The sequence below is a fragment of the Nocardiopsis sp. iso_238 genome (assembly GCF_056173325.1).
Genome location: NZ_CM149668.1, coordinates 2,204,901 through 2,219,323 on the forward strand (window position 1 = coordinate 2,204,901; position 14,423 = coordinate 2,219,323).

Annotated in this window: 12 protein-coding genes; 9 read left to right on the top strand and 3 right to left on the bottom strand. The window is 76.0% G+C overall.

All coding sequences use genetic code 11. The features are described 5' to 3' along the window. Nucleotides 1–19: 19 nt before the first annotated feature. Nucleotides 20–1,081, bottom strand: a complete 1,062-nt coding sequence (locus AC0VYL_RS09835; protein ID WP_475482927.1) for a hypothetical protein — start codon at nucleotides 1,079–1,081, stop codon at nucleotides 20–22. 98 nt (nucleotides 1,082–1,179) lie between these two features. Here AC0VYL_RS09835 and AC0VYL_RS09840 point away from each other — a divergent pair, with 98 nt between their 5' ends. Continuing rightward, a complete protein-coding gene (locus AC0VYL_RS09840; protein ID WP_475462994.1) occupies nucleotides 1,180–1,722 on the top strand; it encodes a DUF1697 domain-containing protein in 543 nt (180 codons plus the stop codon). Nucleotides 1,723–1,822: 100 nt separating this feature from the next. Then, nucleotides 1,823–2,770, top strand: coding sequence for a CRISPR system precrRNA processing endoribonuclease RAMP protein Cas6 (locus AC0VYL_RS09845; protein WP_475482928.1), 948 nt, complete (start codon nucleotides 1,823–1,825; stop codon nucleotides 2,768–2,770). Nucleotides 2,771–2,933: 163 nt separating this feature from the next. Here the strand turns inward: AC0VYL_RS09845 and AC0VYL_RS09850 are convergent, their stop codons facing one another. Then, nucleotides 2,934–3,122: a hypothetical protein gene (locus AC0VYL_RS09850; RefSeq protein WP_475461534.1), complete on the bottom strand. Its 189-nt coding sequence runs from the start codon at nucleotides 3,120–3,122 to the stop codon at nucleotides 2,934–2,936. Nucleotides 3,123–3,380: 258 nt separating this feature from the next. On the opposite strand from AC0VYL_RS09850, the gene AC0VYL_RS09855 reads away from it, so the two are divergent. Genes AC0VYL_RS09855 through AC0VYL_RS09880 form a run of 6 tightly spaced genes read left to right on the top strand, consistent with a single transcriptional unit; the run spans nucleotide 3,381 to nucleotide 12,164 of the window. Next, the gene (locus AC0VYL_RS09855) at nucleotides 3,381–5,141 is read left to right on the top strand and encodes a hypothetical protein (protein WP_475482929.1); all 1,761 of its coding nucleotides are present in this window, start codon (nucleotides 3,381–3,383) and stop codon (nucleotides 5,139–5,141) included. Next, nucleotides 5,134–5,874, top strand: a complete 741-nt coding sequence (locus AC0VYL_RS09860; protein ID WP_475482930.1) for a hypothetical protein — start codon at nucleotides 5,134–5,136, stop codon at nucleotides 5,872–5,874. The genes AC0VYL_RS09855 and AC0VYL_RS09860 overlap by 8 nt, the downstream gene beginning before the upstream one ends. Next, nucleotides 5,871–7,655, top strand: coding sequence for a hypothetical protein (locus AC0VYL_RS09865; RefSeq protein WP_475461542.1), 1,785 nt, complete (start codon nucleotides 5,871–5,873; stop codon nucleotides 7,653–7,655). The genes AC0VYL_RS09860 and AC0VYL_RS09865 overlap by 4 nt, the downstream gene beginning before the upstream one ends. After that, nucleotides 7,652–9,289: an RAMP superfamily CRISPR-associated protein gene (locus AC0VYL_RS09870; RefSeq protein ID WP_475482931.1), complete on the top strand. Its 1,638-nt coding sequence runs from the start codon at nucleotides 7,652–7,654 to the stop codon at nucleotides 9,287–9,289. Before AC0VYL_RS09865 ends, AC0VYL_RS09870 begins: the two co-directional genes overlap by 4 nt. Next, nucleotides 9,286–10,026, top strand: a complete 741-nt coding sequence (locus AC0VYL_RS09875; protein WP_475482932.1) for a hypothetical protein — start codon at nucleotides 9,286–9,288, stop codon at nucleotides 10,024–10,026. Before AC0VYL_RS09870 ends, AC0VYL_RS09875 begins: the two co-directional genes overlap by 4 nt. Further along, nucleotides 10,026–12,164 carry a TIGR03986 family type III CRISPR-associated RAMP protein gene (locus tag AC0VYL_RS09880; protein ID WP_475482933.1) on the top strand — a complete coding sequence of 713 codons (2,139 nt, stop codon included), beginning with the start codon at nucleotides 10,026–10,028 and terminating at the stop codon, nucleotides 12,162–12,164. The genes AC0VYL_RS09875 and AC0VYL_RS09880 overlap by 1 nt, the downstream gene beginning before the upstream one ends. Nucleotides 12,165–12,383: 219 nt before the next feature. Here AC0VYL_RS09880 and AC0VYL_RS09885 read toward each other — a convergent pair whose 3' ends face one another. Further along, a complete protein-coding gene (locus AC0VYL_RS09885; RefSeq protein WP_475461552.1) occupies nucleotides 12,384–13,655 on the bottom strand; it encodes a hypothetical protein in 1,272 nt (423 codons plus the stop codon). A 360-nt stretch (nucleotides 13,656–14,015) separates the two neighbouring features. On the opposite strand from AC0VYL_RS09885, the gene AC0VYL_RS09890 reads away from it, so the two are divergent. Next, the gene (locus AC0VYL_RS09890) at nucleotides 14,016–14,402 is read left to right on the top strand and encodes a hypothetical protein (RefSeq protein WP_475461555.1); all 387 of its coding nucleotides are present in this window, start codon (nucleotides 14,016–14,018) and stop codon (nucleotides 14,400–14,402) included. The last annotated feature ends 21 nt before the right edge of the window (nucleotides 14,403–14,423 follow it).

The window sequence follows — 14,423 nt, forward strand, 5'->3', positions numbered from 1 at the left end:
CGGGTCCGGGGCGGCGGGTTCAGCCGTGGTCGCCGGGGCGGGCGTCGGCGAAGGTCCCGGCCACGTCGTCCAGGAGGTCCGGGAGACCGGGCAGGGCCCGCGCGACGTCGTCCCAGCCCTCCTGGAACCACGCGCCGCCCGACTCCACGGACCACTGGTCGGACCGGCGCAGGGACCGGCCCAGAGCCCACCCGGCCACCGCCACGATCGGGCGCGACAACCCGACACCGCGCACGTCCAGTCGACCCGAGACCGTCCACGTCCCGTCGGGTCCGGGCGCGGGGGAGGCCTCACCGCGCGCCCGGACCAGCGGGTGCTCCACCTCCAGGGTCACCGGGGCAGGGGGCTCCGCGCCGGTGGCGGCCGCGAACCAGCCGGGCAGGTCCACCCGGACGCGTACGCGGGCGCGCAGCAGGTGCGAACCCCAGCGCGCCAGGGCACTCTCCACGGGGAAGCGCAGGTCCGCGTCGACGGCCAGGGTCTGCCGGGCCCGGTCGTGCACCACCGAGCCGGTGGTGGACGGGGCCTCACCGCCCTTCCCGGTGGAGCCCCCGCCGCTCCCGGCCTCCTCACGCATGGCGAAGTCGACCGCGCACACGCCGGTCTCGTCCCAGGAGGCCACGGTCAGGTCGGTGCCCACCCAGCCCTCGCCGTCCGCCGCGAAGACCGGTCGTCCCGCGGGATCGACCTCGGTGGCCAGGTAGGTGCTGCCGGGGGCGAGGTGCTCCCCGGAGAGCAGGCGCAGGGAGAGTTCGGCGGCCTCCACCGCGGCCTCGTCCGCCAGATCCTGGGCGGCCAGCTCCCGTTCGGTGGAACCGACCGCCTCCTCGGCCTCCCCGGTCCCCTCCAGCGGGTCCTCCACCCCGCGCTCGTACGCGGCCCTCTCCTCCGGGGCGAGCGCGATGCCCAGCTCCTCGGCCCGCTGCTCCAGGCGCCGCAACTCCTTCTCCGACGGCAGGACCAGCAGGCCGTCCTCCCCGAAGTGCGCGCCGCGCAGGACCCCGTACGCCGAGGACACCGTCCGCGCGAGGTCCTCACGACCCAGGGGGGTCAGGGTGAGGCTGTGGCTCAGACGGGGCATGGGCCCTCCGCTTCGTCGTGGGTCAACTGTGGCCAGCCCATTGTGGTCCCCGCGTGTGGGGCCGGACAACCGTGGAACCGTCGTCGGGCTGGGGCACCATGGCCGGTATGACCAGACACATCGTGCTGCTGCGCGGCATCAACGTCGGCGGACACCGCAAAGTGGCCATGGCCGACCTGCGCGCCCTGCTCACCGGGCTCGGGTACACGGGCGTGGCCACCTACATCCAGAGCGGCAACGCCGTCCTGACCTCCGAGGAGTCCGACCCCGAGGTGGTGGAGGCGGCGGTGCGCGCGGCGCTGCGTGACCGGCTCGGTCTGGACGTACCGGTGATGGCGCGCACGCTCGAACAGCTCCGCGCGGCGGTGGCGGCCAACCCCCTGCCGGTGGAGGACCCCGCCAAGTTCATGGTGCTGTTCTGCTCGGAACCGGTGGACACCGCAGCGCTCGCCGCGATCGACCCCGCCACCCACCCGCGCGAGCGCCTCGCCGTCACCCCCACCGAGGTGTTCACCCACCACGAACTCGGAGTGCGCGAGGCCCGGCTGCCCGCCGTGGTCGCCCGGAACTGCCCGGGGGAGATCACCGCCCGCAACTGGCGTACCGTCCTGCGTCTGGTGGAGATGGCCGAGGACGCCTGAGCCCCCCGGATCCCCGGGGCGCGGGGACTGTCCGAGAGTAGTCGTGGGAGGAAGAGGACGGCGGACCGCGCCGTCACGAACAGGCGAGGGGTGGTGTCCGGTGCCCAGACGGTGGACCGTGATCCTGGGGGAGAGGGCCGACGCGGCGCGGCCGATCCGGCCCGAGGACTGCCACGGACTGCTGAACCGCTGGTGGCCGCAGCCGGAGTCCGAGCACGCGGCGGCCAAGCGCTGGGCGATGAACGGCTGGCCGACCCCCCTGGGCGACCGGCTGTACCACTGGACGCTGACCTGGCTGGACGACGACGTCCCGGCGCCCGTGGACCCGGGGGAGCTGATCGGTCGGGTCCAGGGTGTCGGTGACCACCTCCTCGAACCCCTCTCGGTGACACGGACCTTCGACACCCCCTACACCGAGATGCTCACCGACGCGCACCGGCCCGCCGCCGTGCGCGCGGCCGAGGTGCGCACCGTCACCCCGGTGGTGACGACCACCCGCGACACCACGGGGGAACGCGTCCCGCACGTGCGCCCCAACCCCCGGCGGCTCTTCGGGGCCGTGCACCGCTCGGGCGGCGGGATCGTCGGCGGCAGCGGCGCGGTGGGCGCGGTGGCCCGTTTCGCGCCGCCCGAACTCGCCACCCCCTGGCTGGAGGAGGCCCTGACCGGGCTGGACCGGGTCAGGCGCTCGACGCTGCCGGGCGAGGAGGTGGGGCTGACCGAGCACCAGCACACCGAGAACCGCACCGTGCTGGGCTGGCGGGGCGGCCTGCGCCTGGACACCGTCGACGGCCAGCTCGGGGGCGCCACCTTCGCCGTCCTGCTGGAGCTCCTGGAGCTGGCCGGGATCGGCAAGTACACCGCGCAGGGCTTCGGGGCGGTGCGAGTGGACACGGTCACCTGGAGCGGTTCCGCCGGGCAGGTCCCCGCCCCGCGTTCGGGCCGACGCGTCGCGCACCGGATCCGGCACGGCCGCCCCCGGCCGCTCGACAGCCGTGCGCGCGCGGCGGCGGAGACGGAGGAGTTCGGGGGAACGCTGTTCGACTGACCCACAGACCGCCGGTTCCCGCCCGAGGACGGCGGGCGGGGACCGGTGCCCCACCCCGGCGGCCCCCCGGCCGCCCTTCGCGGCTCCCACCCGGTGGACGGGGTGGGAGCCCCTTCTCGTCCCCGCCCGCGCCCCGACCCGGATGGTCACCCGGGTCGGGGCGTCAGGACGTGTGTTCGTGGGGCATGGGGCCCGGCGGGGTCCGTCCGTCGCCCTCCCGGAGCGTCCGGGCCAGCCCGAGCAGGTGCGGTACGAGGTCCTCCGGGGTCAGGGCGGGGCCGGTGCGCTTGCCCGCCGAGGGGCGGTCGCGTTCGGATCGGGAGAGCCGGTCGTGTCTGCTCGGGGTCGCCATGGGAGGGGCCTCTCTGCTGTCGGGCGGGGGACGGTCCATGCACTGTGCTCTCTCGGACAGGGAACGGTGCCCCGTCGGACCGGAGTGCGTGCGGGGGAAGGAGTGACCGGAAGGGGCCAACGGGGTGACGCGGGGCGGCGACTCCTGGTATCCGTGGTGACGACGGCGTCACCGTCCGAGAGAGGTCAGCAGGACACCCGTTCCCGTGCGGCGCCCGCGCCGTTCCCGCCGTCCCCCGGTCACGAGGAGTCCGTCGCGGTGACCCAGGCCCCCGAGCGCCGACCGACCGAAGCCCACGACGATACCCCGGTCACCGGGGTGCTCGTCGGCGTCGACCTGCGCGGAATCCAGGCCTTCGTCTACAGCGGGCGACGCATCCTGGACGCCGTGGGCCGCGCGGCGCTCGTCGCCGAACTCACCGACACCTCCGACCCCGTCCACGGGGTGGGTGACCTCGTTCCCGAGGGGTGTCTGGTCCTGCGGGACGCCGGCGGGGCCCTGACCCTGGTGCTGCCCGACCTCGCGGCGGCCCGCCTCCTCACCGGGCGCTACACGCGCAGGCTCCGGGACCGGGCCGGGGGCCTGACCCCGGTGGTCGCGTTCGTCCCCTACGGGCCCGGGGCCGTGCCCGTCCCCGGGGAGCCGGTCGCACCGGACCTGGACGCGGCGCTGGCCGAGCTCCCCGTCCGGCTGCGCCGCGCCCGCCGTCACATGTCCGCGCTGCACACCCCCGCCTCGGGGTACGGGATCACGGCCGTGTGCTCGGTCAGCGGGGCCCCGGCCGAGTCCGTGGACGGCAGCAGGCCCCTGGAGGATCCCGGCGGGACGGGGCGGCGCGTGCACGAGCGGGTGGCGGCCGACGTCGCCCGGGCGCGGGGGATCGGCCGTCGCTGGCACCGCGCCCACAGCGACTCCTGGCTCGCCGGACTCGACGCGGACCTGGCCCTGCCCATGGAGGTGGACCGGCTCGGCCGCGACCACGGCGAGGTGAGCCGGGTCGCGGTGGTGCACGTGGACGTCAACGGCCTGGGGGAGCTCCTCGGGGAGTACCGCGAACGGGCGGGAGTCCCCGGTGCGCCCGGATCCGGGGCGCTGGCCCAGCGGGAGCTGTCCACCCACGTCGCCGGACTCACGGAGGGGCTGGCCCGGGCCCTGGTGCGCGCGGTGGCCGCCGCGGTCCGGACCGAACCGGGGCGGCCGCCCGTGGTTCCCGGGAACGGGACGGGCGCGGAGCTCACCCTGGACCACCAGCCTCCCGGCCCGATCCTGTTGCCGGTGCGGCCGATCGTGGTCGCCGGGGACGACCTCACGGTCCTCTGCGACGCCCGTCTGGCGCTGAGCCTGGTGCGGTACGCCCTGGAGTGGCTGGACGCCGATCCGGAGCGGATCCGCGACCCCGGGGACCCCCGTGTGGCGCTGCACCGCGCGCTGGCCCGGGTCCGCCTCCCGGGCCGCACCGTGGTGGGCGCCGACGCGCGCACCCATCTCACGTGCGTGCCCACCGTTGGTGCGGGGATCGCGGTCCAGCCGGTGGGCGCCCCGCTCGCGCTCGGCTACGACCTGTGCGAGGCCATGTGTTCCCTGGCCAAGGCGGGGCGGCGTTCGGCGGCCGCCACCGATCCCGCAGCCGCCGAGGAGCACGCGGTGGCCTGGACCACCCGCTTCGACGGGGTCGACCGGGTCCTGGACCGCACGGAGGCCGCCCAGGCGGCCGTGCCCGCGCGCACCGCCCTGCCGATGACCGGGTCCGCCTTCACCCGCTTCCTGGACCGCTACCTCTCCCCGCGCGGCGGCCTGTTCGCGGACGGGGACTCCCACCACCGGGGCTGGCTGGTCTCGGCGCTGGTCCCCCTGCTGGAGTCCGGCGCAGACCCCGGGCCGGAACTGGACCGCCGCGCCCGCGCGACCGGGCACCCCGTGGCGCTGCCCGAGGGGTGGACCCACGGTGAGCTGCTGGACGCGGTCAACGTGCGGGACCTGTACCTGGATCCGGGACTGACGGAGGGAACCCATGAGTGAACCGGACCGGATCGTGGTGCGCCTGGTGTCCCCGGCGCTCTTCGCGGGGGCCAGCGCGGACGGCACCGGCGCCGACACCGACGTCGTCACGGACGCGCACGGGCTGCCGTGTCTGCCCCGGCACCGGCTCGCCGCCCGCCTGCGCGTGGCGGCGGTCAGCGCCGCGACGGTCACGCCCGACCTGGCCGAGGCGGTGGAGAGGGTGTTCGGCCGGGAGGGCTCACACGACGCCGACCGCGCGCTGCGCGTGGGACACGGGCGCCCCGGGGACGCGGTCCGCGCCGCCGTCGCCCACGCCCTCGCGGGCCGTGCCGCACCCGCGCGCGCCGCGCTCCGCAGGGCCGTCACCGACGCGCACACCACCCTGGAGTCGGGGGTGGAGATCGGTCCGGACGGCGCCCCCGAACCCGGTCGGCTGCGCACCCACCGGGTGCTCCTGCCCGGCCTGGTGCTCACCGCGCCCCTGACCTGGTCGGTACCCCCACGGGCGGTGGACTGGCGCTGTCTGGCGCGCGCCTGCCTGGCCACGGACCAGATCGGCTTGCGCTCCACACGGGGCCGGGGCCGGGTCGACGTGTACCTGTCCCGCCCCGACGACCCCGACCCCCGCGCCACCACGCTCTCCCTGGCACGGCCCTGCGGACGGCCTCCCCACCTGGAGGCCCCGGCGGAGACGGCGTTCGGCGGCGGGGCGGCACGGGCGTCCGGGGCCGTACGGGGGGCGAGGACGTGAACCCCGACCCCTACCGGGACCCCGCCGAACCCGTCAGCGCCTACCTGCCACTGCGGTACGTGCTCACCGACTCCCTCGCGGTGCGGACCGGCTTCGACCCCCTGCGCGTCGACACCGAGACCACGGTGAGCGGGCGCGCCCAGCGGGGGATGCTCGCGGCCGCGCTCCAGCGTGCGGGCCTGTGGGACGAACTGCGCACGTGGGTCGCCCGCGGCGAGCTGATCCGCTTCGCCCCCGCCCACCCCCGGTTGGAGCAGCACGCGCGCCCCGGTGTCCCGGTGGTCGCCCACCCGCCGCCCGCGTACCTGTACTCGCCGGGCAAGGACGGCGACACCCTCGTGGACCTGTTCGCCGAGGGAACCGACCAGCCGGGGGTGCCGCACCGCGCCGTCCGCGACCCGCTCACCCCCGACCGCTCCCTGCGCGCGTCCGTGCGCACCACGGCCGAGCGCTACCTGGGCCGGGGCGCCCCCTTCTTCACCACCAGCATGGACCCGGGCCAGGTCTTCGAGGCCCGATGGCAACTGCGCGGCCCCGACCACGCCTTCCTGCGCGGACTGGCGGCGCGCGTCGTCGAGGTCCTCTCCGACGCCGAGGGCACGCTGACCCTGGGCTCGGGCGGGACGCGCGCCCACGGCGGGGTCGCGGTGGAACCGGTGCGCCCGGACCGCCCGCTGTCCCCGGACCGGGTGGAGTGGACCGGTCCCGACCGGTCCCGGCGTGCGGGCCAGGACGTGGACCTGGTCCTGCTCTCCACGGCGCTCCTGGTGGGCGCGCAGGGGCAGGACCGTCCGCACGCCCTGGTTCCGGCCGTACGCGAACTCCTCGAACGACGCCTGCCGTACACCCCGGTCACGGTGGTCGCCGCACACGTCGAACCCGTCCTGGTCGGCGCCTACCACCGGGCCTACCGGGGGCCGATGACCGAGCGCTGGGCGGCGGCCCCGGGGTCGGTGGTGCGGCTGCGTCTGGGCGGGGGACTGACCACCGCACACGTCCGCGACCTGGAGGCCCACCCCCTGGGTGAGCGCCTGGTGGACGGCCACGGCCAGTTCGCCCTGCTGGAGCCGCCCCCGCCGCGCCCCGTCCCGCTCGTACCGGCCTCCACCCCGCTCCCCGCGCGCCGTGAGGGCACCGTCACCCTGTCCGACGGTCGGGTCCTGCCCGACCCCACCCCCCTCGACCCCGGGCAGGACACGGAGCTGGACGCCCTGTACGACGAGCTCATGTGGAACGCCGCCGCCTCCGCCATCCGCGACCACGCCCGCGCCCTCGCCTCGGCGGGCACGCTGTCCCCGCTCACCCCCAGCCTCCTCGGGAGGCTGCGTGAGGTCCTCGTCCGCCCCCACGACACCCCCGACGAGGCGCTGGCCGCGCTCGGCCACACACTGGAGGGCCCGGACGAGGAGAGCGACACGGTCCACAAGGTGCTGAGGGAGAGGGCCGTGCGCGCCCTCCAGCGCGCCCGGGTGGTCCGCCCGGGCGGCCGGGGCCGCCCGCTCACCGTCCACACGTGGCTGACCGGGCTCTCCGCCGGGCCGGCGGCCTGGTGGCGGGCGAACCGGCCCCGGTTCTCCCACGACCCCGCCTACGCCCGGGCGCTGGCCTCCGTGGACCTGGCCGCCCCGGACGGACTGCCGTCCGACAACCGGGAGAGCGGGCTCTCGACCCGGGCCGAGCACTGGGAGCGCCGCGCCTCGGCACGGCTGTCCCTGCTGCTGGTGTCTTCCTGGCTGGCCGAGGCGGCCCGGACGCTGCGCGCGGAACAGGACCGGACGTGACCGCCGAGGACGACCCGCACGGCCCCGGACCCACCGGCCTGGTCTGGGAGTGCGCGGTCCGGCTCCGCCTGCTCACCGACACCCACGTCGGCGCGGCCCGGGCCGGGGCCGGGCAGGCCGCGGAGAGCGACGTGGACCTGAGGCTGGACCGGGACCCGCGGGGCGGGGCGCCCCGGCTGCGGGCCACCACCCTCGCCGGGCTGCTCCGCCACGAACTCCTGGCCCGCACGGCCGACCCGGAGAGCGCCGCCGCGCTGCTGGGTTCGGGGGACCACCCGGAGGCGGGTGCCCGCTCCAGCGCCCTGGACCTGGACGACGCGTACGCGGTCCTTCCCGAGGACGAGGCGGTGACGGTCCGGGTGGGAACCCGCGTGGACCCGGCCACCGGCAGCGTGCACCCCGGCCGTATGTGGCAGTGGGAGGTGCTGCCCGCCGGCACCGTGTTCACCGCGCACCTCAGGCTGAGGGCGGCCGACCCCACGGAGGAGGCCCGCCTGCTCGTCCTGCTGGCCCTGGCCGCGCGGGGGCTGGCGGACGAGGGGCCGGGCATCCGGCTCGGTGGGCGCACGGGACGCGGACTCGGTGCGGTCCGGGCCGTCCGCTGGACCGCCCGCCGACACGACCTCACCGACGAGGACGGGTGGTTCGCCTACCACGCGCGCGACTGGTCGACCCGCTGGCGGGAGGCCGAACGGGCCCTGGAGACCGCCGAGCCCGACGCGGACCTGGCAAGGGCCCTCGGCGCGGTCCTGAACGAGGACGGGCAGCGGGCCACCGCCGCCCTCCTGCCGGACGCGGCGGCGGGCGCGGACCGGAGGCGACGGTCCGAGCTGCGCCTGGAACTGCGCGTGGCCGAACGCCCCGACCCCGTCCCCTCGGGGCGGGCGACACGCCCCGCGACCCTGCTCGTCGGGGACACCCCCGCGGGCGACCGGCCGACCCCGGCCGACCGCGTCCACCGGCGGCGCCCGGCGGTCACCGGGGGCGGCGAGGTGGAGCCGCGCCCCGTCCTCGGCGACACCGCCCTGTTCGCCCTGTTCAAGCGGATCGGGGAACGGCTGGTCCGGGACGCGGCCGAACACCTGGCGGGGGAGGGGACCCGTTGGCCGGAGTGGCACGGGCACTGGTGGGGCGGCGACACCGGCCGCTGGCCCGACTCCCGGCCCGCACCCTCACGGATCCGTCTGCGGGCCACCCCTACCCTCAGCGGCGGCGCCCCGGTGACCACCACACGCCTGACCGTCGACTCCCTCTTCGGGGACGCCGTGGACGGGCACCTGTTCACCACCGAACTCCACAGCGGCGGTTCGGCCCCGGTCGTCCTCGACGTCACCGAACCCGACGACGCCGTACGGGGCCTGCTCGCCCTGGTCGTGCGCGAGCTGGCCACGGTCCCCCTGGACACCCTCGGCGCGGGCGCGGGCAGCGGCAGCGGCCGACTGGTCGCCACCCGGGCGGTCCTGACCACCCACGAGGGGGACGGGTCGCCACCCCACGAGGTGGACCTGATCCGCGCCCTCACCGAGCCGGACGGCCCGGACGCCGCCACCGCCCGCGGATGGCTCCCCGAACTGCACCGACAGATCACCCGTGCCCCAGAACCCGGGCCCGACGACGAGGGGGACCCCTCATGAACCCGCACCCCCACGAACCCCCGTCGCCGGTCGGCGTCGACGTGCGCCCGCTCTCCGGGGAGGAGGTCGACACGGTTCTCGACGACGTCCTCGTGCGGGGTCGGCGCTGCCGGGCCCTCGACGCGGCGGGTCCGCCGGGCGGGCCGCAGTGGCTGCTGGCCGAGCTCGGAGACGGGCGGATCACCGGCTCCTGCCCCGACTCCCGGTGGCGGAGGTCGGACGCCCCGCCCACCGAGGAGCTGTCGGCGCCGTCGCTCGACCCCGACACGGACCGGTGGCGTGTGCTGGAGGTGCTGGTGTTCGGCCCGCACGCGCAGATCCGTCTGGGGGAGGGCGCGGAGTCGGGCTGGGTCAGCACCGACGCTCCGGAACGGCCCCCCGAGTGGATGCGCCCCCGCGACCGCTCCTTCCTGCTCCAGGGCTGGGGCGGTCCCGGGTCCACCCGCACCCTGGAGGGGCGGGTGCCGCTCACCGTCACGCGGGAGCCCTCCGGGACCGAGGCGGTGCTCCCGGTCGCCTGGACCGACTTCTCGGGGCGGATCCGGCCGCACGGGGCGTTGGAGAGCACCGGTACCTGGCTGACGGTCCGGGAGTACTGGGCCGCCGACCCCGTGACCGGCGCGGTCGGGGTGGCCTTCCACCGGCTGACCGGACTGGTGTCGGGTCCCAAACCCACCGGCCCGGAGTTCGACGTCGGCACCGGGGCCCCGGTCGACCCTCCGGGTGGGGAGCGCTGATGGCGGGCCCCCACCGCGCCACGGCCCCCTACGGTCTGGTCCGGTTGGCCGAGACCCCGGTTCCCGCCGCCGCCCTGCACCCCGACCACGACACCGTGTCCCTGCTCCGCTCGCACGACCGCACGGTCGAGGGGACCCACTCGGGCTGGATCGACCTCACCCTGACCACGCTCACCCCCACCTTCGTCGGTCAGGCTCCCGGCCGAGGACGCGCGGGCTCCTCCGCCCGCCTCCCGCACGGGGACCGTTCCCTTCCCCTGATCCCCGGCTCCACCCTGCGCGGCCTGGTCCGCAACACGCTGCGCATGCTCACCGGCGGTGAGAGCGGCCCGGTCAACACGCCCATGCTGTTCTTCCGCGCGCCGGTGCGCGTGGACTCCGGCGCCGCCGACGGCTCCCCGTCGACCCGCGCCCGCCAGGTCATGGCCAGGCGGCACGACCACTACCGCAGGCGCCGCGCGGGGCACCGCACCCGGCAGGGCTTCCTGTACCGCGACCCCGACGACGGGGGCTGGTACGCCGTGGAGGTTCCCGCCACCGCTCTGGAACCCGAGCCCGGCCGCGCCCTCAAGGTGACCTTCGACGTGCTCCGGGAGAGCCTGCGCACCTGGGACTTCGGCGTGGCCGAGTTCCCCGACCCGCCCCGGGACGGCACCTACGTCCCCACCGCCCACGAACAGCACGGCCGCCTCCAGCACCGCTGGGTGTACGCGGTGCACCTGCGGGGACGGCGCGGGATCGCCGCGGTGGCCCCCGACGAACCCGGGGCGCGCGCCCACCTCGCCGCTCACGGCGGTTCCGGCGGGGTGATCCCGGCCCTGCTGGTGCTCACGGGGAGCGCGGCGCAGGAGCGGCGCAACGCCTACCTGTTCCCCCGCCCCCGCGACCCGCGCGCCGGACGCCTCCCGGTCCCGGAGTCGCTGGTGGAGCTGTTCGAGTCGGCGGCGCAGGTCACCGGGTACCAACGAGCCGCCTTCCCCGACACCCTGGGCACGACCGGTGACCGGCCCGACCGGCCGCCGGTCGCCGGAGCCGGGGGCGGCGGGCTGCCTCGGAGGGGCCTGGAACCCGTCTGGTTCGACCTCGACCCCTCCGGCCGGGTGGTCTCCTTCGGCCGGTCCGGCGGCTACCGGGTCGCGGTCAGCGACGACGACCCGATCCGCCGTGCCGTCCCCGCCGCGGTGCTCGGCCCGCAGCACGGGGACCCCGACCGGCCGGACCGGGCCGGGCGCACCGTGGACGTGTGCCGGGCGCTGTTCGGTGACACCGACGTCTTCGCGGGGGAGGCCGGCGCGCTCAAGGGCCGGGTGTCCTTCGGTGACGCCCTGGGCGACGATCCCGACCCCGACTACCCCGACGGCGCCGCCCTGCGCGTGCGGCTCCTCTCCCCGCAGCGCGGATGCTTCGCCAACTACCTGGTCCAGGGCCCCGAGACGTCGGGGGAGCGGCCCGACGTCATCACGTGGTCCCACGAGGGCCGTATCCGCCTGGGCGGGTACAAGACCTACCTGCACCGGCACGACCCCCGCCTGGGCTCACCGGTCCGCTACGACGCACGCGCCCAGACCGACCTCGGGATCACGGTGCTGCCCCGGGGCTCCGGCGCGGAGCCGCCCCAGGACACCCAGCGCGACATCGTCCCCCTGCGCGACGGCCTCATCCTGCGCTCACGCGTCACCTTCACCAACCTGACCGACGCCGAACTCGGCGCCCTCCTGCGCGCCCTGCTCCTGGGCAACCCCGTGGACGGCGGCGACCCGCGCGACCCCGAGCACGCGCACAAGGTCGGTATGGGCAAGTCCCTCGGCATGGGCAGCGTGCACCTGCGCCCCGAACTCCACCTGGTGGACCGCCGCGCCCGTGCCGCCGATCTCTCCCTGGCCCCGGCGGCCGGGGTGGCCCCCGCCGGTCCCGGTCGGGTCGGCGCGTTCCTGGACGCCTTCTCCACGGCCCTCGCCCGCGACCGATCGGCCGACGACTGGCGCGAGGTGGACCAGGTGGTGGACGTGCTGCTGGCCAGCCGTTGGCGGGAGCGGCTGCCGTTCGGGGAGACGGCGGTGATGTCCCTGCGCCAGTTCGCGGAGTACCCGGTGCTCCCACCGCTCACCGAGCGCTTCCGGCCAGACGGCACGCGTTGAGCGGAAGCGCCGCCGGTGACGGGACGCCGCGAGGCCGCGAGGCCGTAACGTCCCCGGGGCCCGCCGCGAGGCCGTGACGCCCTGGGCACGCCTGGAACGCGTGCGGCCGCGACGCCACCGGAGGCCGGTCCGTCCGCGACGGGCTCGACCGTGCGGCCCGGGTGCCCCGGGAGCCCCCCGCCGTCTCCGGCCCAGGAGTCCGGGCCGGTTCCGCTCGTGTCAGCCGCTGACGTCGGCCAGGGCCTCCAGCAGGTCGGCGCGGCGGTCGGGGTCGTCCTGGGCACCGCGCCACAGCGTTGGCGCCTGGGGGCCCTCGTCCAACAGTCGGCACAGCAGGGCGTCCAGGGAGCCGCGCGGGTCGGCGTCGAAGGCCGCCCGGTGGGCCTGCGCCTCGGCGGCCAGCTCGCGGGCGAGCCAGACCAGCCACGCCCGCTCGGTCTGGCGGAGCACCTCGCGCCGGGGCCCGTACGGGTCCGGTTCCCCGTCTCCGTAGGAGTCACCGTCCTCCTCGTCCGGCAGGTCGGGGATGGGTGTGTAGGGGGCGCTGCGGGCCCGCCCACGGGCGCGCTGCACCAGCTCGAAGTGGCCGGGCATGGCCACGGCCATCCGCCCCAGCACCCCGGTGAGGCGCCGGGCCACGTCCTCACCGCTGAGGCCCGGCAGGAGCTCGCGCAGGTGCAGGCGGCGGCGCTGGTCCGGGGTGCGGCCCGGGTCGGCGTCCCGGCCCCCGGCCAGTTCGGAGAGCTTGCGCAGCAGGTAGTCCCCGGTGGCGGTGGAGACCATCGGGGGTTCCCGGACGGCCGTGAGGGGGCGCCCGTGCAGGTCCGCGACGGGCACCGCGCTGCCGTCCTCGGTGAAGGACACCGACTCCCCGGGGTGGACGTCCTCCGGCAGGTCGGCGGCGGGGTTGCCCCACCCCGCGGTGAGCACCAGCAGGGCCAGCGCCTCCTGTTCCACCACGTCGGTGGCGACCCGCGCGACGTCGCGGCGCTGGGCCCAGCGCCGGGGGCGTTCGGAGAAGGCGCAGCGGACCTTGCCGTTGGGGGCGGGCTGCGGGTAGACGCGCCGCAGGTTCTTGTACGAGCGGTCCCGTCGGACGTCGTCCAGGGCGTCGCGCAGCCGGTGCGCGGCGGTGCGGTCCACGGACGCGCGCACGCCTGAGGCCTCCCTGGCCGTCCGCCCGCTCTCGGGCACGGCCTTGGCACCGACCGCGTCCGCGTCCGGAAGGACGCTCCGGCCACTCGTGGCCGCGCCGCCCATGACGGTGGCCATGCGCGTGGCGATGACGCTGGTCGGCTCTCCCCGGTGCCTCGCGCACGGGCAGTGCTCGAAGCACAGGTCGACGTAGTCGAAGAACTGCTCGGAGTGACCGGCGCAGCCCTGCGCTGTTCCGTCCGAGGAGCAGGGCCCACACCCCAACACGCGCGTGAACACGCGCAGGAAGGCGGCCGAACCGAACAGTTCCACGGCGGAGCAGTGATGCTTGCTCACGAACTCTTCTCCCCGGGTGTGCCGGGGCCGGGACGCTCCCCCAGCCCTTCCGGGGAAACGCGTGGTGAGTCGTGAGCCTGCTGGTGACACTCCTGCGTGAACGGGAGGTCGTACAACAAAATATTGCCTTCGGGCGCGCACTGTCAATTGTTGGTCGGGGTTCCGAATACGAAAGTGCTTCGGAGCCATTTATAAACCGGTCACGAGTTAACAGTGGTCTCAGAATTCACCGGGGCCCTGTTCACCGGGCGGTCGGAAGGTGTCCGAGAGATGGCGGTGAGGGCCTCGGAACGGGGTGCGTCGCGCCCGTCCCGGTGAAGCGGGCGGCCGACAGGAACGAGTGTTACGGGAGGTCGCTGGATGTCCGTGGTCAATCTGACGCCGCACGAGGTGACGGTTGTCGACGAGCACGCGCGCGTGATCCGCACCTGGCGGGGATCGAGCGAACCGGCGCGGGTCGAGGCGATCCGGGTTCCCCTGAGCGAGGTGGAGGGAGTGCCGCTGCTGGCGGAGGAACGCACCCGCGCGCGACTGCCCGCACCGGCCGAGGGGGTCTGGTTCATCGTCTCCTCCGTGGTGAGTTCCGCCCATCCGGAACGGGACGACCTGCTGGTCCCCTCCGACCTCGTGCGCGACGACAAAGGGGTGGTCACCGGGTGCCGTTCCTTCGTGCTCACCTCGGTTCCGGTGCGTTCGCACGGATACCAGTGCGGGCCCGCGTGCAGGGTGGGAAACCCGCTTACCTGAACCATTCCTGGAACGGGTGAG